The 17,330-nt window shown below is 69.0% G+C and carries 16 protein-coding genes; 10 read left to right on the plus strand and 6 right to left on the minus strand.

What is annotated here, in order from left to right; genetic code table 11:
• Nucleotides 1-79 precede the first annotated feature (79 nt).
• On the plus strand, nt 80-1,045 hold the full coding sequence (locus tag HUA75_RS13935; protein WP_141642164.1) for an AraC family transcriptional regulator: 966 nt from the start codon (nt 80-82) through the stop codon (nt 1,043-1,045).
• A gap of 19 nt (nt 1,046-1,064) precedes the next feature.
• Here HUA75_RS13935 and HUA75_RS13940 read toward each other — a convergent pair whose 3' ends face one another.
• Entirely contained in the window at nt 1,065-2,351 is a 1,287-nt protein-coding gene (locus HUA75_RS13940; RefSeq protein WP_174486681.1) for a serine hydrolase, read from the minus strand.
• Nucleotides 2,352-2,426: 75 nt separating this feature from the next.
• On the opposite strand from HUA75_RS13940, the gene HUA75_RS13945 reads away from it, so the two are divergent.
• The 6 genes from HUA75_RS13945 to trxA all read left to right on the plus strand — a co-directional run bounded on the left by HUA75_RS13945 (nt 2,427) and on the right by trxA (nt 8,065).
• A complete protein-coding gene (locus tag HUA75_RS13945) occupies nt 2,427-3,068 on the plus strand; it encodes a TetR/AcrR family transcriptional regulator (protein ID WP_174476090.1) in 642 nt (213 codons plus the stop codon).
• A 143-nt stretch (nt 3,069-3,211) separates the two neighbouring features.
• Complete coding sequence (locus tag HUA75_RS13950; protein ID WP_141642161.1) at nt 3,212-3,871, plus strand: LON peptidase substrate-binding domain-containing protein; 660 nt, start codon at nt 3,212-3,214, stop codon at nt 3,869-3,871.
• A gap of 95 nt (nt 3,872-3,966) precedes the next feature.
• A complete protein-coding gene (gene nadE, locus HUA75_RS13955; RefSeq protein ID WP_174486682.1) occupies nt 3,967-5,859 on the plus strand; it encodes an NAD(+) synthase in 1,893 nt (630 codons plus the stop codon).
• Nucleotides 5,860-6,005: 146 nt separating this feature from the next.
• Nucleotides 6,006-7,175, plus strand: coding sequence for an outer membrane protein (locus tag HUA75_RS13960; protein ID WP_174486683.1), 1,170 nt, complete (start codon nt 6,006-6,008; stop codon nt 7,173-7,175).
• Nucleotides 7,176-7,321: 146 nt separating this feature from the next.
• Nucleotides 7,322-7,645, plus strand: coding sequence for an FKBP-type peptidyl-prolyl cis-trans isomerase (locus HUA75_RS13965; RefSeq protein ID WP_141642158.1), 324 nt, complete (start codon nt 7,322-7,324; stop codon nt 7,643-7,645).
• Between the two features lie 39 nt (nt 7,646-7,684).
• Nucleotides 7,685-8,065: a thioredoxin gene (gene trxA, locus HUA75_RS13970; protein ID WP_141642157.1), complete on the plus strand. Its 381-nt coding sequence runs from the start codon at nt 7,685-7,687 to the stop codon at nt 8,063-8,065.
• A gap of 103 nt (nt 8,066-8,168) precedes the next feature.
• On the opposite strand, the gene HUA75_RS13975 is transcribed toward trxA, so the two are convergent.
• Together HUA75_RS13975 and HUA75_RS13980 are read right to left on the minus strand one after the other, a co-directional pair.
• On the minus strand, nt 8,169-8,762 hold the full coding sequence (locus HUA75_RS13975; protein WP_141642156.1) for a DUF2378 family protein: 594 nt from the start codon (nt 8,760-8,762) through the stop codon (nt 8,169-8,171).
• A 66-nt stretch (nt 8,763-8,828) separates the two neighbouring features.
• Entirely contained in the window at nt 8,829-9,707 is an 879-nt protein-coding gene (locus HUA75_RS13980) for a hypothetical protein (protein ID WP_254627565.1), read from the minus strand.
• A gap of 135 nt (nt 9,708-9,842) precedes the next feature.
• On the opposite strand from HUA75_RS13980, the gene HUA75_RS13985 reads away from it, so the two are divergent.
• Together HUA75_RS13985 and HUA75_RS13990 are read left to right on the plus strand one after the other, a co-directional pair.
• Nucleotides 9,843-12,389 (plus strand): TonB family protein, encoded by a 2,547-nt coding sequence (locus HUA75_RS13985; protein ID WP_174487027.1) that lies wholly within the window; start codon nt 9,843-9,845, stop codon nt 12,387-12,389.
• A 163-nt stretch (nt 12,390-12,552) separates the two neighbouring features.
• Nucleotides 12,553-13,392, plus strand: a complete 840-nt coding sequence (locus HUA75_RS13990) for a hypothetical protein (protein ID WP_174486684.1) — start codon at nt 12,553-12,555, stop codon at nt 13,390-13,392.
• 10 nt (nt 13,393-13,402) lie between these two features.
• Here the strand turns inward: HUA75_RS13990 and HUA75_RS13995 are convergent, their stop codons facing one another.
• Nucleotides 13,403-14,650 carry a sterol desaturase family protein gene (locus HUA75_RS13995; RefSeq protein ID WP_174486685.1) on the minus strand — a complete coding sequence of 416 codons (1,248 nt, stop codon included), beginning with the start codon at nt 14,648-14,650 and terminating at the stop codon, nt 13,403-13,405.
• A 66-nt stretch (nt 14,651-14,716) separates the two neighbouring features.
• Here HUA75_RS13995 and HUA75_RS14000 point away from each other — a divergent pair, with 66 nt between their 5' ends.
• A complete protein-coding gene (locus tag HUA75_RS14000) occupies nt 14,717-15,304 on the plus strand; it encodes a Crp/Fnr family transcriptional regulator (protein ID WP_141642153.1) in 588 nt (195 codons plus the stop codon).
• 14 nt (nt 15,305-15,318) lie between these two features.
• Here HUA75_RS14000 and HUA75_RS14005 read toward each other — a convergent pair whose 3' ends face one another.
• Both HUA75_RS14005 and HUA75_RS14010 read right to left on the minus strand, forming a co-directional pair.
• Complete coding sequence (locus HUA75_RS14005) at nt 15,319-16,287, minus strand: WD40 repeat domain-containing protein (protein ID WP_254627566.1); 969 nt, start codon at nt 16,285-16,287, stop codon at nt 15,319-15,321.
• 39 nt (nt 16,288-16,326) lie between these two features.
• The gene (locus HUA75_RS14010; RefSeq protein WP_174486686.1) at nt 16,327-17,319 is read right to left on the minus strand and encodes an Ig-like domain-containing protein; all 993 of its coding nucleotides are present in this window, start codon (nt 17,317-17,319) and stop codon (nt 16,327-16,329) included.
• Between the last annotated feature and the right edge of the window lie 11 nt (nt 17,320-17,330).

A 17,330-nucleotide genomic window follows, 5' to 3' on the forward strand; every position in this document is an offset into this window, starting at 1 on the left:
GCGGGCCGTGGGGTAGGGAGGCTCGCGCTTCCCCGCCCGCCGCGTGAGTGGACCTATAGTCCTGGGTGAAAGGACGAACATGCGCCAGAAGTCCGTTTCTCTCGTCCAACCGTCCGGCGAAAAGCCCGGGCTCGATGTCCTCGCGGACGTGCTCCAGGGCGTGCACCTGCGCAGCCGTGTGCACGCGCGCTACGAGCTGACGGCTCCGTGGGGCATGCGCATCGACGGCTCTCCGCTCCCGCTCTTCTACGCGGTGATGCGCGGCAGTTGCCTGCTGTCCACGGACGAGCGGGAGCTGTCACTCGCGGGCGGAGACTTCGTCTTCGTCCCCGCCAACGTGAAGTTCACCTTGAAGGACCGCCGTGGCACGCGCGTGCTGCCCATCGCGGAGGTCTATGCGACGCGAACGCCCATTCGCTGCGGAGGCCTGTTGCACTACGGCGGAGGTGGCGAGGCGGTGACGCTGGTGGTGGGCTCCTTCACCTTCGAGGGCGAGACACTCAGCCCGTTGGTAAGGCACCTGCCGACGCTGCTCCACGTCCGGGCGGATGACCCCAAGTCCCCGAGGTGGCTGGAGTCGACGCTGCGCTTCGTGGCCTCCGAAATCGAGGCCAGGCAGCCTGGACATGAGACGGTGGTGAGCCGCCTCGCGGATGTCCTCTTCGTGCAGGCCTTGCGCGCGCACCTGGAGTCGTCCTCTGGGGAGGGCGGCTGGCTGCGAGCGCTCGTCGACCCGCGCATCGGCGCGGTGCTCCAGCGCGTCCACGAGAATCCCGAGGCCCCGTGGACGCTGGAGGGGCTCGCCCGGCTCGCTGGCATGTCGCGCTCGGTGTTCGCGGAGCGCTTCAAGTCGCTCGTGGGTGAAGCGCCGCTGGCGTACATCGGCCGGTGGCGCATGCACCGGGCCATGGTGCTGATGCGCGGCCGGGACGTCGCGATGGCGGAGGTGGCTCGTGCCGTGGGCTACGAGACGGAGAGCTCCTTCGGCAAGGCGTTCCGACGCTGGGTGGGCATGACACCGGGCGCGTTTCGCCGACAGGCCTGAAGGAGCGTCCGTCCCCAATTCAGGGCTTCTTCGCGGGAGCCTTGTCGGCTGCGTACACCGCATCACGAACGGCGCCGGGGAACCCGCCCGACATGCCCTCCAGCGCGGTGTTGGTCAGCGCCACCACGGTGAGTCCCCGCTGCGGGTCCACGAACCAGTTGTGTCCGTACGCGCCACCCCACTGCCACGTCCCCGCCGACTGGGGGCTGTGGGTCGGGGCCGGGTCGATGAGCACCGCCGAGGCGAGTCCCCAGCCCCAGCCCGGTCCCTGCGGTTGCGACTCCGGGCCCACGTGGATGGAGCCCAGTTGCTCGACGGTGGTCTGCTTCAACACCGGCGCCCCGCCCTTGCGCAGGGCCTCCAGGAACTTCACGTAGTCGCTCGCCGTCCCCACCATGCCCGCGCCCCCGGAAGGGAAGGCACGCGTGTCCAGGGCCCGGCTCGGGGTGTAGTGGACCACGCCCGCGCCAAAGGGGATGTCGAAGGTCTTGCCCATGCGCACGGGGACAGGCTTTCCGTCCGCGTACGGCGTCGCGAGCCGCGAGACGTCACTGACGCGGAAGCCCGTGTCCTTCAATCCGAGCGGCTGCGTGACGAGCCGTGAGACGACCTGGGGCAGCGGCGCGCCTCCCGCGCTCGCGACGACGGCGCCCAGGACGTCCGTGGCCAACGAGTAGGCCCACTTCTCCCCAGGCTCCGAGGCCAGTGGGGCGGTGGCGAGGCGACGCAGGTTCTCCTCCAGCGTGAGCCCGGGAGGGTTGTCGAGCCCGTCGGAGACCTGGGCCTTTTGATAGGCCCCCTGCGCTGGCTGGTTGAAGCCATAGGTCAGTCCCGCCGTGTGCGTGAGTAGGTGCCGCACGGTGATGACGGGCTCACGTCCATCCGGAAGCCTGGGACGGAACGTGGGCAGCCACTTCGTGACGGGGTCCTCCAGGGACAGCTTGCCCTGGTCGATGAGGGCGAGCGCCGCGACGGAGACGAGCGGCTTCGTCATGGACGCCAGTCGGAACACCGCGTCCTCTCGCAGGGCCTTCTTCGCCTCGCGGTCCTCGAAGCCCGCGGCGCGCCGGTAGATGACCTCTCCGTCCTTCGCGACGATGACGACGGCCCCGACGATGCGCTGGTCCGCGAGCGCCTTGTCGATGACCGGGTCCAGGCTCGCCGCGAGGGCGCTCGATTCAGGACTCACGACGACAGCGCCCGGTCGGGCGGTCGCCTCGGCGGCGCGCGGCTCCGGCTTCACGGACGTTGCGGGAGAGACACCAAGACCTGCGGCCACCAGGAAGGTGGCGATGGCGGAATGCATTGGGCGGAACTCCTATTTATGTAGCGAGTGTTTTATAAATAGGAAGCCCATTCCCTGATTTCAATAGTGAGCGTTATGAAAAGCGACATCGCCCCTCGGCCCCGGCCGCGCGGAAGGCCCCGCGAGTTCGATGAGACGAAGGCCCTGGACCTGGCCGTGGAGGTGTTCTGGCGGCTGGGTTACGAGGGCGCGTCGGTGGCGGACCTCACCGGCGCCATGGGCATCACCGCGCCCAGCCTCTACGCGGCCTTCGGCTCCAAGGAGGGCCTCTACCGGCGCGTGCTGGAGCGCTACCAGCAGGGCCCCGGGGCCCACACGTGGCTGGCGCTCACCGAGGAGCCGACCGCGCGGGGCGCCATCGAGCGGGTGCTCCGGGAGTCGGCCCGGGCCTTCACCCGCCGCAAGCAGCCGCCCGGGTGCATGATTTCGACGGGTGTCCTCCGGTGCGCGGAGGCCCACCAGCCCGTCGCCGACCTCGTCGCGGGCCTCCGCTCGAACGCGGTGAAGCTGGTTCGCGAGCGCATTGCCCGGGGAATCGCCGCCGGGGAGCTGCCCCCGGAGACGGACGCGGGGGCCCTCGCGCGGTATTTCGGCGCCGTCGTCCAGGGCATGTCCATCCAGGCGCAGGACGGCGCGAGCGAGGCGGAGCTGCTCGGCCTGGTGGAGGTGGCGATGCGGGCCTGGAATGGAGGGGCTGGCCGCCCGCGCGCACGGTAGTCGTCGAAGGGGCGTCCCGACGGAAAGTCCCTGCGAATCCAGTGGGTTGTGCCCGGCCCCTCCGGTGCGGGCCGCGGTGGGACGCGGGTTTGCGGTGCGACGGGCGCCCGAGAGGCTTATCAACACGGGTAAGGATGCCCGACATGACCGCCCAAGAACGCGTCGAGCGCGCCGCCGCCAGTGCGCTGAAGGTCTTCCCGCTGCCGTCGGCGGTGCTCTTCCCCCATACCGTCATCCCCCTTCACATCTTCGAGCCGCGCTACCGGGCCATGGTGAAGGACGCGCTCGCGACGGACCGCGTGGTGGCGCTGGCCCAGTTGGAGGACGGCTGGGAGGGCAAGTACGAGGGCCGGCCGCCGATGCAGTCCATCATGTGCGCCGGCGTCATCGTCTGGGACGAAGAGGTGGAGGAGGGGCGCTACAACATCCTCCTCCAAGGCGTCAGCCGCATCCGCATGGTCACCGAGCTGACCACGGACAAGGCGTACCGAGAGGTGCAGGCGCTGTCGCTGCCGGACCTCCCGTATCAGGGGCCGGAGGAGGAGCGGCTGCGTCAGGCCGTCTTCGAACTGGCCGGGCGCGTGCCGCCGACGTTCGCGGAGAACCTGCTGCCCGTGACGGCCCGTGCGGCGGGCGGAAAGCTCGCGGACGTGGTGGCCTCCGCCATCAGCCCGGAGGCCGAGCGGCGCCAACAGCTCCTCGCGGAGCTGGACGTGAAGCGCAGGCTGGAGGCGGTGCTGGAGGACGTGGGCGAGCTCATCGCCCGGCTCCAGCCCGTGCGGCCCCTGGGCCCGCTGAACTGACCCCCCCGTGCGCCCCGGGGCTTGGGGCTTGCCTTGTGCGTCGCTCCGAGCATTGCTGAGCCCCGCGTCGGAAGCGAAAGGGGAGCGGGAGAATCATGCGGCTCGTGAAAGTCGGCATCGCCAGCGTCAACACCACCGTCGGAGCCTTCGTTCGCAACACGGACCGGGCCCTCGTCCTGGCGAAGCGGATGTCCGAGGACGGCGTCACCGTGGGCGTCTTCCAGGAGCAGCTCCTCGCCGGCTACCCCGCCGAGGACATGGTCCAGTGGCAGGGCTTCATCGACCGACAGTGGCCGGAGCTGGAGCGCTTCGCGCGCGAGACGGCCGCGCTTTCCACCGTCTTCGTCGTCGGCGTGGGCGTGGCCCTCCAGGGACAGCGCCTCAACTGCGCGGCGGTGGTCGCCGGAGGCCGCGTGCTGGGCCTCGTCCCCAAGGAGAAGCTGCCGACCTACAGCGTCTTCTATGAGGCGCGGACGTTCGGCCGCGGCCAGCCCGGCATGAAGGAGCGCTACCGGGGCGTGCCGCTGGGCGACTACCTCTTCCAGTTCGACTTCGGCCTCGTCGCGCCGGAGGTCTGCGAGGACATCTGGAGCGCGGACGGCCCCATGCGCCGGCGCACGTACTCCGGCGCGGAGCTGGTGGTGAACATCTCCGCCTCGCCCTTCCGGCTGGGCTTCGTGGAGACGCGCCGCGAGCTCATCGCCACCCGCGCCGCCGACCACCAGTGCACCATCGCCTACTGCAACGCGGTGGGCAGCAACGACGGCCTCATCTTCGACGGCGGCGGCTTCCTCAACCAGAACGGCCGCCACGTCATGGAGACGCCGCGCTTCCAGGAGGGCTTCGCCTCCGCCGTCGTGGACCTGGACCGCACCCTGCGCCTGCGCGGCGAGGCCACCACGTGGCGCGTGGACCGCGAGGCGTGGCTGACCACCGGCGGCCAGGGCACCGCGGTGCTGGACTGCACCGACGCGGTGCGCACCCGGCGCGAGTCCCTGACGTACCCCGTGCCCGCGCACCGCAGCTTCTTCCTGCCGACCCCGGACAAGCGCCGGCCCGCGCGCGAGGCGCTGTGCGAGGACATCCTCGACGCGCTGTCGCTGGGCGTGGGCGACTACTTCGAGAAGACGCGCGCCTTCAAGGTGCTGGGCATCGCCCTGTCCGGCGGCCGTGACTCGCTGTTGACGCTGCTCATCGCCCACCGCTACGCGAAGCGCGCGCGGCCGGAGAACCCCGGCTCGCTCATCCAGGCGTTCTACATGCCCAGTCGCTTCTCCAGCGACTCCACCCGCGACGCGGCGGAGACGATTGCCCGCGAGCTGGGCGTGGCCTTCCAGGTGGTCTCCATCGACGAGGCCTTCGAGCGCGAGCGCGACGTGGCCGCGCGGATGCTGGGCGGTGTCCCCGTCACGCCGATTACCGAGCAGAACATCCAGGCCCGCCTGCGCGCCCAGCGCATGTGGAACTGGAGCAACTCCTGCGGCGGCCTGTTCCTCCAGACGGGCAACATGAGCGAGAAGTCCGTGGGCTACACCACCATCGGTGGAGACCTGATGGGCGCGCTCGCCGTCATCTCCAACCTGCCCAAGACGGTGGTGATGTACCTCTTGGACTACCTCCAGGAGGTGACGGGCTACGAGGGCATCCGCAAGGTGCTCGCCAAGCCCGCGGGCCCGGAGCTGGCGCACAACCAGGTGGGTGAGGAGGAGCTGATGCCCTTCCCCATCCTCGATGCGTGCTTCTACCTGTTCGCGAGCGAGAAGCTCACGCCCTCGGAGATGCTCCAGGCGCTGACGCCCATGTTCCCGGAGGTGGAGGCGGCACGGCTCGGCGGTTACGTGGACAAGTTCGTCCGCCTCTTCACGCAGTCCATCTACAAGTGGGTGCAGTCGCCCCTGTCGCTGCACGTCGGCAACCTGGACCTGGACCGCGAGCGCGCCCTGCAACTGCCCGTCGTCACCGGCTCGGAGTGGATGCGCGAAACGTAGCCTGCTCGTGCAACCGTGTTGCCCGGGCTCCACGCCTGGCTGGCTGCTCAGCGGCCAGCCACGCGGGAAACGCTACCCAGGTGCGCCTTGCCGGATGTGTCTTCGCAAACAACCTTCATGTCAGCCACTCGACGACGGAGGGTTGGATGAAAGCGAAAATTCTGGCAGGCGCCATCGGGGCGCTCCTTTACGGCACCTCGGCACTGGCCTCGGACGGCGATTGCCCACCACCACGGGCGAGCGCGGGGAACCCGGGACAGGGAGTGCTGCTGGCTCAATCGCAGGACACCTCTTCTGGTGACTCGCTTCAGGAGGAAGACATCATCATCGAGACGGAGCCCGTGCCCGATTCCATGGGGACGGAGGACGACTCGGGAGTCGGCGGCAGTGGACAGAGCGGGCAGGATGACTCCTCGTCCTCGAGCTCGTCCGCCATCGGAGGCAGCCAGGCCGCTCCACCCGCGCAGGGTGAGGTGTACCTGAACATGCCGCTGCGCTGCGAGCCGTCGAACCAGGACTCCCAGCAGCAGCAGGGGACCGGTGGCAGTGGCTCCAGCGGACAGCAGGACGACATCCAGGGCCTGCAGGCCCCGCCGCCGCAGTCCTCGCCCCAGCCTCGTCCCGAGGCCGCGCCCGCGGCGGAGCCCCGCTCCGAGTCATACCCGGCGCTGCCCCAGGACGACGCCACGGGTGGCAGCGGCATCACCGCGCCTCCGCCCTCGGACTTTCGTCCCTCGGCTGAAGCCGCGGAGCCTGTCGAGCCGCTCGAGGTGAAGAAGAAGGACAAGAACGACATGAAGGGTCTGAGCGTGATGCTGGGCGGCGGTGTGGAGGGTTACACCGGCGCGTTGGCACCGCAGCTCAACCCGGGCCCCACCGCGGGCGTGACGGCGGCCATCCGGCCGTCCAAGGTGTTCGGCATCGAGCTGGGCTATACCGGCGCCATCAACGACATCGATTCCAAGCGTGGCGAGGTGACCGTGGACGGTCCTGACCTCGTGCGCAACGGTGGCACGGCCGTGGCGACGCTGGGTCTGTTCCCCTCCGCGTGGCAGCCGTACGTGCTGGGCGGCATTGGTATCAACGATTACAACTTCCGGGGCGGCCAGTCGCTGGGCTACCGGGATGACACCGTGGGCAGTGTCCCGGCGGGCGTGGGCCTGCGGGGCCACGTGGGTCACTTCACGGTGGACGCGCGCGCCAACTACAACTTCCTCTTCGACAAGGAGTTCGCCCCCGGCATCGAGTCCGGCGGCGGCGACTTCGACAACGGGGGTAGCTACCAGGGCGTCGTCAGCGTGGGTGGTACGTTCTGACGCGGGCGTCTTGAAGTCTTCACGCACGGCGTGAGTCGGTGGCGCGGTGCCCGGTAGCCAACGGGCCCGCGCCACTGTGCTTTCCAGTGCGGCGCCAGCGGGGTTGGCGAGTTAAGGTGGAACCTTCCACTGCAACAGGAGAGGGAATGAGCCTGGGTATCGAAGACGTGAAGGTCGGCACTGGCACGGAGGCCACCGCCGGCAAGACGGTCACCGTGCACTACGTGGGGACGCTGACGAGCGGCAAGAAGTTCGACAGCAGCCGGGACCGGGGCGAGGGCTTCACCTTCCGTCTGGGTGCGGGTCAGGTCATCAAGGGTTGGGACGACGGCGTCGCCGGGATGAAGATTGGCGGCGTGCGCAAGCTCACCATTCCTCCCGACCTGGGCTACGGCGCGCGCGGCGCCGGTGGTGTCATCCCCCCCAACGCCACCCTGCTGTTCGAGGTGGAGCTGTTGGAAGTCCGCTGAAGTCACGCTCCGCGCAGGCGGGGAGAAACGAGGGCCGTCATGGCGACGGTGGAAATCACCAAGGACAACTTCAAGGATACGGTCGGCAAGAACGGCATCGTCATCCTGGACTGGTGGGCGTCGTGGTGCGGTCCGTGCCGCATCTTCGCGCCCACTTTCGAGGCGGCGTCCGGCAAGCACGCGGACATCGTCTTCGGAAAGATTGATACCGAGGCGCAGTCGGAGCTGTCCGGAGCGTTCGAGATTCGCTCCATCCCCACGCTGATGGTGTTTCGTGACGGCATCCTGCTCTTCGAGCAGGCTGGTGCGCTTCCCGCCGCCGCGCTGGAGGATTTGGTCCGCCAGGTGCGCGCGCTCGACATGGAGCAGGTGAAGAAGGAAGTCGAGGAGCGCCGGAGCAAGGAAGCCCCCAAGGCCTGAGTCGGTGCGCCTGTCGGGCGGGCTTCGTGCCTGTCCGCGCCGCTGGCCGGAAGCGTCTCACGGTGCTTCCGGCCGGTTGGCGGTCCCCTCGCGGAGCGGGGGGCTACCAGTGGATGAGCAGCGAGAAGTCCTTGAAGGGCGGCTCGCCGGTCTCCAGTTCCACGCGGAAGCGCCGCTCCGGGTTCGTCTGGAGCAGGCCGCTGCGGACCAGGCCGCTGCACCACGCGGGGCCGAAGAACTCGTCCTTGAAGCGCACGCGCGCGGTGGTGTCGGAGACGCGCTCGTACTCCCGCTCGCCGAAGGTGCTGGTGGCGCCCGCGAGCCCCGAGCCCACGGACAGGCCGCGGTGCGGGTCCTCGCCGGTGATGGCCATCACCATGGCGCCCACGGGCGCGGAGAAGACGTGGCTCGCGGCGGTGAAGGACAGCTGCTCCACGGCGTGGGAGTAGTCCTCTCCCAGGGTTTGCTCCACGGTGCTCGCGCCCTCGTGGAGCAACTCCAGGTACTCGCGGGCGGAGCGGTGTGAGGGGGCGCCTCGTACGGGGACGCTGGCGATGGGCGCTCCGGCGGCCCGGGCCAGGTTCCGACCCATCCGCTGGGCGATGCTCTCGCGGAGGCTCTGCACGAACAAATCGAGCACCATGTGCTCGGGACGGCAGAGGGCCATGCGGGCTTGCAGGTGCAGAGGAGAGTCCATGTGACTTTCCTAGCGGCGCGGGGCGGGCCAAGTCCAGCGGGGGTGGGGTGCCCGCGGGTCCACCTGTCATTTGGCGACCGTGCAAACACCTCCACCGTTGAGGTGGGCCTGATCGACAATGCTCTGGGTGACGAATTGCTGGAGCGTGCGCACATCATGCGCTCCGGGCAGGTACACCACGGGCTGACCCGCTGCGTCGCGAAGCTCCCGACCTTGGGCATCCTTCAAGTCGGTGAGTTGCTGTGAGGCAAGCCCCTCCGGGGTGATGAGGTGGTCCGAGGTGGCCGTCGCGGCGATGGCGTCGAAGCGCAACTGCACGCCTCTGTGGGTGCCGAGCCTGTCGTAGAACATGTGTTCGGCGTGGATGGTGACCTCCACGTCCGCCCGGGAGCCCTCCGGGACGATGATGCCCTGGGTGCCATCCACCCCGTTGATGCAGTCCACCATGCGTGCGTCGACGGGGAAGCCCATCCGGAAGTCGAAGATGCCCACGCCCGCCTTCACCGCGCGGCCCTCCACCCAGTAGCTGAAGCCGCGCTCGCGCATCATCGCGAGGTCCTCGGCGGAGACCTGGCCGTCCGCCAGCTCCGTGTCGTCGCGGGGGGGGCTGACTCGGAAGCCCACGTCCCAGCGGCCCGCCGGCAGGCCCGTCAGCTCTGTCAGCGGGATGTCTCCTTTCTGCACGTCCACCAGCACGTGGCGGCGGCTCTCACGCGCCTGGCCCGACGCGGAGGTCAGGGTGAAGTCTCCGAGCGAGACGAGGTACTTGGTGAACTGCACGGACCAACCGTCCTGGAAGAGCGTGTCCGGAAGACCCCGCTGGGTGCCGTCACCGCCGCTCATCGTCACGCGCACGTCTCCGGGCGGCACGGAGTCGCAGGCCGGGAGCACCAGTATCAGCGCGAGCACCGCGAGGAGGCCAGGTCCGCTCGATTTCGAATTCATGTTTCGCGGATGTATATGTAACCAAGTTGCAATTCAAGAGGTCCGTGTTGTATCTCCGGGCGGTCGACGTTCCGGTGGCGAGGTGTCCCGGGTGCCGCCGAAGCCAGGAGTGAGGTCCTCGCCGTGTGGATTGCGATGCTGGTGTTGTGTGCGGTGGGGGCGCTGGAGGAGGCGCCCATTTCGCCGCCGGTTCCGGTGGAGGTGGCGGCGCCGGTGACGCCCGGTGACGCGCCGGTGTTGGAGGACACGGCGACGGTGGTGGTGCGCCTCACGATTGATGAGGTGGGCGCGGTGTCGCGGGTGGAGGTGCGCGAGTCGGCGGGAGCCGTGTTTGACAGGGCCGCGATGGGCGCGGCGGTGCGCTGGAAGTTCGAGCCGGCGCGTCGGAGCGGAGTGCCGCTCGAGGTGCAGGTGGACGTCCCGGTCCACTTCGCTCCTATGCGGGCGCGCGAGGCCGTCGCGGAGACGCCGCACGGGGCTACGGGGACAACACCGGCGCCACCCGTGATGACGGAACTCGCCGTGGACGATTCGTCGTCGTTGTCGGGCGCCTCATCCGAGGAGGCGAAGGCGGCCTCCAGGTCTTCGTCGCCGGGCTTCTCCACCACGGTCCGAGGTGTGGCCGAGGCACCACCGCCCGTGGCCGTCGGAGACTTTCACATCGAGGTGGGACAGCTCGCGGACGTCCCGCGCAACTCGGCCTCCGACCTGATGTTGCTCGCGCCCGGAGTGATGCTCGCCAACCACGGAGGCGAGGGCCACGCGGAGACGGTGTTCATCCGAGGCTTCGACGCGGGCGAGGGCAAGGACGTGGAAATGCGCCTCAACGGCGTGCCCCTCAACGAAGTCTCCCATGCCCACGGCCACGGTTACGCGGACACGTACTTCATCATCCCGGAGTTGGTGGACTCACTGCGAGTCACCGAGGGGCCCTATGACGCCTCGCAAGGTGACTTCGGCGTGGCGGGGACGGTGGAATACCAGCTCGGCCTCGCGCGTCGAGGGCTCACCGCTTCGGCCAGCTACGGCAGCTTCGCCTCACGTCGGCTCGCGCTGGTGTGGGGCCCACCCGAGTCCAGCGAGGCCACCTTCGTGGGGCTGTTGTTGCGACAGGGCGAGGGCTTCGGACCGAATCGCTCCTTCGCCAATGCGACCGCCATGGCGCAGGTGGAGCTGCGACTGGGAGATGACACGCGACTGCGACTGCTCGGTGCCAGCTACGGCGCGCGGTTCGCCTCGGCGGGCGTGGTACGGGAGACGGACGTGGTGGACGCCCGGTTGCCGTGCGCGGCGGACGCGGACTCGCAGTTCTTCTGTTTCTATGACGAGAACCAGGGAGGCGCGAGCCAACGCCATCTCGTCTCCGCGGAGCTCCAGTCTCGGCTCAAGCGCGGCGGACGGCTGGTGCAGCAGGGTTACGTGGTGCTGCGCCAGACGCGCATCCGCGACAACTTCACCGGCTTCATCCAGGACACGCCTCCCGGCGAGGACGCGCAGCGCGGTGACGGAACGGAGGGCTACTACCGGGGAAGCACCCTGGGCCTGCGCGGGCGCTACACGCCAGGACTCACCCTGCTGGGGCAGTCGCGCCCGCTGGAGCTGGGCTATGTGGCCCGCTACGACGACGTCCGCACGCGCTCACGTCGGCTGAGGGACAGCGGTGGCGCGCCATACTCCACCCTGTTCGACAATCAGGTGCGCACCACCAACCTGGGCGGATACGCGTCCCTGCGAGTGCAGCCGCTCGACTGGCTGGCCCTGCGTGTCGGTGTGCGGCTGGATACGTTCCTGTTCGGCGTGGAGGACCTGAACCGTCCCGCCGTGGACCGCGATGGGCCGCGCATCCCGGAGGAGTCCCTGGATGCCTATGGCTTCTTCGCCAGCCCCCGGGCCAGCGCCGAGGTGAAGCTGTCACCTCGACTCACGTGGCTGACCAGCGCGGGACTGGGCGCGCGCTCCAGCGACGCCGCCGCGCTGTCAGACGCGGAGCTGGCGCCGTATGCCCGCGTCGCCTCGGGTGAGACGGGATTGGGTTGTAGGCTGGAGGGCGCGTCACGGCCGTATTCGCTGGAAGCACGCGGCGCCGTCTTCGCCACGCGTGTGTCCCAGGACTTCGTCTTCGACGAGCGACTGGGACGCAACCAGCCCATCGGCGCCTCGCAGCGACTGGGGGCCTTCGCCACGGGTCGACTGCAATGGGAAGACTGGCTCGACACGCAGGCCTCCGTCGCCTGGGCTCGCGCGACGCTGCCGACGCCCGGTGCGTCCGCGTGGAAGCTGTGGGATGGCGCGGTGATGCCCTACATCCCGGCGCTGCTGGGGCGGGTGGATGCCTCGGTGAGAGGACATGTCACCGTGGCGGGCGAGCGGCTCGGATGGAACGTGGCCCTGGGGCACAGCGCGGTGGGACCCAGGCCGCTGCCGCTGAATCGCTACAGCGACCCCGTGTTCCTCTTCGACGTGGGCACGCGCGCGCGCTGGGACTGGATGGAATTGGGCGTGTCCGTGGAGAACGTGCTGGACGCGCGCTGGCGCGAGACGGAGCTGAACTACGTCTCCAATTTCCGGGGACCCGATGCCCCCGCATCACTGCTGGCCACGCGCCACTTCTCCGCGGGAGCACCGCGCACCTTCCGAGGCACCTTCACGCTGTACCTGGACTTCGAGGAGGACGCTCCATGAGGCACCTGTCCCAGTCGCCCGAGAGGCCCGCTTCGTCGCGGGCAGTCCTGGCGCGACACACCGCCGTACTGAGCCGAGGGCTCGCGGAGGGACCCCAGCACACCGCGCTCTCCCGTCCACGACACGACACCTCGTTGTGTCGGTGCCTGCGGGAGAAGGCCCTATGACACGTGCCCTTCATCGCTCCCGTCGCGCCTTCATGTTGTTCATGGGCACCGCGCTCGTCGGTGGTGGCTCGGCGTGTGGACTGTCCGGCACCGGCGGGCGAGGCATCGTGTTCCGCATGGGTCTGCGCACCGCGCTCGCGCCCGGAGCGGCTCAGGTGGGCGAGCTCACCACCGATACCGGTTGGAGCGTGAGGCTCACCTCCGCGCGGATGGTGCTCGGGCCCATCTACCTCTTCGAGAATCCCTCGCCGCTCCAGGCGCGGACGCGCGGCGTCTTCAAGTCGCTGCTGAACGCGCTCGTGCCCACGGCGCAGGCGCATGATGGGGATTTCTTCTCGGGAGGGACGGTGCTCGGGGAGTGGGACCGCGAGGTGGTGTTCGACCTGCTCGCCGGCGGTGAGGCCCAGGTCCTGGGGCGCTCACCGGGCATCGCGGGTCGGGCCAGGTCCTTCTCGCTGCTGCTCCAGCCCCCTTCACGGGCACTCGGAGAGGAAGCGGCGTCCCTCCAGGGACACTCGATGCTCCTGGCGGGTACGGCCTTCCGGGGAGAAGCGTGGGTGCCCTTCCGGGTGGCGCTCGACTTCCCGCCGCCCGTGGAGCTCCAGCGCGTGGACTTCGTGCCGATAGATGCGGACCTGGACGACGACGGACTCTTCGTCGTGGAGGCCCGGCCGCATCAATGGTTCGAGGGCGCGCACTTCGACCGGCTGACGCTGCCCGCCGACGGAAGTCCGGTGGACATCACACCGGAGACGCAGGTGCACCGAGCGCTGTCCGTCAACGTGCGGCGCTTCACGGCCTTCTCGGGTGCATGGGAACCCGAGAAGGCCGGGTGAGCAGCGCGGCTCAGCTCATGCCGCGTGCCACGGGCGAGGGACTCCGGCTGCTCGCGCGCGCGACGCTGATCCACACGAGGGTGACGGCGAGCCAGCCCACGGTGAGCGCCCGCCACGACAGCGGAGCGCCCGCCTGGACGAGCCACAGCGTCACGGCGCCGCCCATGGCGAACACGCGAGCCATCTCCAGCGGGAGGCCCCAGCGCTTGGACTCCATCATCCCGCCCCACGCGGTCGCCATGCCCCAGAAGAGGACGCTGAGCATCAGCTTCTGCCAGCCCACGAGCGGCGAGGCGTGGTGGCTGACCAGGAGCATGAAGGGCATCGACGCAATCATCTGGAAGACGAGGTAGCCGCGGATGTTGGGCAGCTCGGTGGACTGGAACTTCACCTCCACGCCATCTCGCTTCCACGGGGTCGACTCGCGTGCCGGCAGGTCCGAGGGGCGCCAGCCGGTGGGCATGACCCACAGGCGCAGCCGGTCCCACCCACTGCGAGTCTTCACCGCGTCACTGAAGAGCTTCCCCCAGAACTGGAAGTTGATGACGGTGGGGTCCCAGGTGTTCGGCGGAGAGGTGACGCCGTAGGAGCACTCCTCCGTCTCGTCGGCGTAGGTGCCGAACATCTTGTCCCAGATGATGAGGAAGCCCGCGTAGTTCTTGTCGATGTAGAGGTCATTGCGCGCGTGGTGCACGCGGTGGTGTGAGGGCGTGTTGAGCCACGACTCAATCCACCGGGGCAGCTTGGGGATGACGCGCGTGTGGGGGATGAACTGGAGCACCAGGTGGAAGGCCACCATGGCCAGCACGGCCTCGGGCGAGAAGCCGACGACGACGAGCGGCCAGTAGAAGAGGAACGAGAAGATGCGCTGCGTGACGCTGGCCCGCAGGGCCACCGCGTAGTTCAGCTCCTCGGTGGAGTGGTGTGGCGAGTGCGCCGCCCAGCCGATGTTGGTGCGATGCCCGAAGCGGTGGAACCAGTAGAAGAGGAAGTCGACCCCCAGGAAGAGGCCGAGCAGCGCCCAGGGTGACGCGACGTCAATCTTCCAGGGCGCGAGCTGACCCAACAGCGTGAAGAGGGGCAGCATCAGCAGCGCCACCGCCACGTTGACGCACTGGTTGAGGACGGCGGTGCCCACGCTCGCGATGGAGTCCTGGAAGCTGTAGTACCCGTTGCGCTTCGCCACGCAGTAGACGAACTCGCCCAGCGCCAGGGCGATGACGAAGGGTGTGGCAATCGCGTAGACGTTGATGGACATGTCCCCGGTGTACGGCGCCCGGCTCGATTGCCGCCTTAACCTGGGTTAACCTCCGTCCTCGTCCCCGTGAGATTCCCGAAGCTCTACGAGCAGCTGTCCCCGCTCGGTCCCATTCCCGAGAGTGAGTGGGAGAGGGCCGAGTCGCTCGCGAGGGAGCAGTCGGTCGAGCGCAAGGCCCACTTCCTGCGCCCCGGAGACGCGGCGGACCGCTTCGCGGTCGTGCTTCAAGGGGTGTTCCGGCTGGTGCGCGTGTCGGCGCGAGGCGGCGAGTCAGTGAAGGCGTTTCGCGCCGAGGGTGAACTGCTGGGCGCGTACGCGGAGATGCTCCAACGCATGCCGTCAATGACGGCCATCGAAGCGCTGGAGCCCGCACGGGTGTTGGTGTTCCGGACGCAGGACTTCCAGACGTTGGAAGAGGGCCATGGGTGCTGGGTGCGCGTGGCGCGCCGCGTCGCCGAGCGGCACTTCCTGCTCAAGGAGCGAAGGGAGCAGGAGTTCCTGGAGCTGTCCGCCGAGGAGCGGCTGGACACCTTCTGGGCGGAGCACCCGCATCTGCGAGGGCGGGTACCGCAGCGCGACGTGGCGGCCTACCTCGGCATCACCGAGGTGGCCTTGAGTCGCATCATGTCGCGCAGGCGCAAGCGCACGGAGTGAGCTTCAGCGGGCGGTCACGGCAGGGGAATCACCACGAGCTCGCTGCGCACCGTCACGTAGAGGGAGTCCCCAATCAGGCACAGGCCACCGAGGTCGGCGTGCCCGACGTCATGGACCGCGAGGCACTCGGTCGAGTCGAGCGACCAGACACGCACGGTGCCGTCGGAGCTGCCCGTGCACAAGAGTCCGCGTCGCGGGTCGACGGCGACGGAGTCGACCCAGTGCGCATGGCCGTGCCACTCGCGCACGACGTGTCCGGTGTGGCTGTGCACCATCCTGGCGATGAAGTCCCAGCTTCCACAAATCAGGTGCTCGCCATCGGGATGCCAGGTCAATGCCTCGATGGTGTTGGACGGGCGGTTCCACACGATTCCAAGCTGACGCTGGCGCTCTTCGCTGAGCGGCGCGTGTCGCGCGGTTGCCATGGGCAACTGGAAGCTGGCGCGGACCTCGAGCGTGGGGCCGTCGAGCAAGGTGATGGCACCTTTGCCACCACCGACGGCGACGAGGCCGTGCGCAGGGCTCTGGGCGAGCGCGTAGAGCGGCGAAGTCTCGAACCTGCGCAGGAGTTCACCCGTCCACGCATCCCACAGCAGCGCGAAGCCATCGCCACTGATGGAGAGCACCCGGTCTTCAGCGATGACCTCGGCGGCCCGTACCGGCTCACCGTGCCCCGTGAAAACCTGGAGGCGGCGCCAGTCTGTCGAGTCCCACAGCGCGAACTCTCGAAGCTTGTGGCTTCCGAGCACGCGCCCGAGCACCGGCTCGCACGCCAGACGGAACATCGGTGGCTGGTGGATGGCGCTGGTTTCGAGCACCCGCGAGCACTCTCCAGTCGCGAGGTCCCAGAGGAAGATGTGCTTGCCGGCGTTGGCGGCGACGTGACGACCGTCGGGCCAGGGCATCGGCGCGCCGAGCGGCTGATGAGGCTCGAAGTCGGGAGCGTCGTCCGGGTCGGGCCTCTGGCGGAAACGGCGCAACATCTCCGCAGCATAGGGCGTTCGCCGCGGAGATGAACCTGCTCAGTATCGCTCGAAGACGAAGGTGAACTTCTCCAGGGGCGTCGGGCCGTAGGTGAGGCGAAGGAAGCGGTCTCCGGCGGGCGCGGTGAACTTCAGCGTGTGGGAAATCGCGGGGAGGCACACGGCGGGTGCCGGCGTCACCGTGGAGGCAATCACCGTCTCGCCTTCCGTCACGTCGTGCACCACCACGGGGACCTCGTGGCTCAGGTACATGATGACCGGCTCGTCGCGCTCCGCGGAGACGACCTCCGAGTAGCCGAGGAATGACGTCCCGTTCGTCGGCAGCGTCAGCTCGTAGAACTCGTGGGGCGAGTCCGTCGCGGGATACATCGTCGTCGGAGACGCACCCGCCCTTACGGCCACGGGGGCCTCCAGCAGCGCGTGCCCGCAAGCGTGCTCCGTGACGCGGTCCCGCTCGCCCGTGGTGAAGTCCAGCCGACCATCGCCGAGTCCCGCGTGCGCCGTGTCCAGCGCGTTGCCCGCGACATCCCGCAGCGAAGTGAGGTCCAGCGAGTATCGGTTGTCCTCTTCCAGCGGGGGAAGGTCCGACTCTGGACGCGGAATGGAGAGCGACAGGGTCAGCGCGTCCTCGGACCAGGTGCCGGTGAGGACTCGCGGGGCGTTGGCGGGCGTGCTCACGTCCAACAACGTCACCTGCGCGGCGGTGGAGTCCATGGGCTCGCTGAAGGAGACGGTGACAAGCCGCCGCAGGCTCGTGTTCGTCGTGTCCACCTTGTAGGTCTGCACGGGCAGCACGTTCGTCGCGCCTTCCTCGGGGCTGGACGCGGTGACGTGGGGCTTCGTGGTGTCACCTCCCGCGTCGGGGCCGGCATCCGGTGAAGGCCCCGCGTCTGGTGGAGGCCCCGCGTCCGGGCCCGCATCCGTCGGAGTGCCCGCATCGGAGCTCGGGGTGATGGGGTCATCGTTGTCACAGCCCGTCAGGGTCAGGACAGCGCAGGTGGTGAGCAGGGCGGCGACGTGGGTCAGACGCATGTTCGGGTGTT

The sequence above is a fragment of the Myxococcus sp. CA040A genome (genome assembly GCF_013336725.1).
In the GTDB taxonomy this organism is placed as follows: domain Bacteria; phylum Myxococcota; class Myxococcia; order Myxococcales; family Myxococcaceae; genus Myxococcus; species Myxococcus llanfairpwllgwyngyllgogerychwyrndrobwllllantysiliogogogochensis.

Bases quoted from the DNA above. Each gene is read 5' to 3' on its own strand.
- HUA75_RS13935 (WP_141642164.1), top strand. From the start codon at position 80: ATGCGCCAGAAGTCCGTTTCTCTCGTCCAACCGTCCGGCGAAAAGCCC.
- HUA75_RS13940 (WP_174486681.1), bottom strand. From the start codon at position 2,351: ATGCATTCCGCCATCGCCACCTTCCTGGTGGCCGCAGGTCTTGGTGTC.
- HUA75_RS13945 (WP_174476090.1), top strand. From the start codon at position 2,427: ATGAAAAGCGACATCGCCCCTCGGCCCCGGCCGCGCGGAAGGCCCCGC.
- HUA75_RS13950 (WP_141642161.1), top strand. From the start codon at position 3,212: ATGACCGCCCAAGAACGCGTCGAGCGCGCCGCCGCCAGTGCGCTGAAG.
- nadE (WP_174486682.1), top strand. From the start codon at position 3,967: ATGCGGCTCGTGAAAGTCGGCATCGCCAGCGTCAACACCACCGTCGGA.
- HUA75_RS13960 (WP_174486683.1), top strand. From the start codon at position 6,006: ATGAAAGCGAAAATTCTGGCAGGCGCCATCGGGGCGCTCCTTTACGGC.
- HUA75_RS13965 (WP_141642158.1), top strand. From the start codon at position 7,322: ATGAGCCTGGGTATCGAAGACGTGAAGGTCGGCACTGGCACGGAGGCC.
- trxA (WP_141642157.1), top strand. From the start codon at position 7,685: ATGGCGACGGTGGAAATCACCAAGGACAACTTCAAGGATACGGTCGGC.
- HUA75_RS13975 (WP_141642156.1), bottom strand. From the start codon at position 8,762: ATGGACTCTCCTCTGCACCTGCAAGCCCGCATGGCCCTCTGCCGTCCC.
- HUA75_RS13980 (WP_254627565.1), bottom strand. From the start codon at position 9,707: ATGAATTCGAAATCGAGCGGACCTGGCCTCCTCGCGGTGCTCGCGCTG.
- HUA75_RS13985 (WP_174487027.1), top strand. From the start codon at position 9,843: ATGCTGGTGTTGTGTGCGGTGGGGGCGCTGGAGGAGGCGCCCATTTCG.
- HUA75_RS13990 (WP_174486684.1), top strand. From the start codon at position 12,553: ATGACACGTGCCCTTCATCGCTCCCGTCGCGCCTTCATGTTGTTCATG.
- HUA75_RS13995 (WP_174486685.1), bottom strand. From the start codon at position 14,650: ATGTCCATCAACGTCTACGCGATTGCCACACCCTTCGTCATCGCCCTG.
- HUA75_RS14005 (WP_254627566.1), bottom strand. From the start codon at position 16,287: ATGTTGCGCCGTTTCCGCCAGAGGCCCGACCCGGACGACGCTCCCGAC.
- HUA75_RS14010 (WP_174486686.1), bottom strand. From the start codon at position 17,319: ATGCGTCTGACCCACGTCGCCGCCCTGCTCACCACCTGCGCTGTCCTG.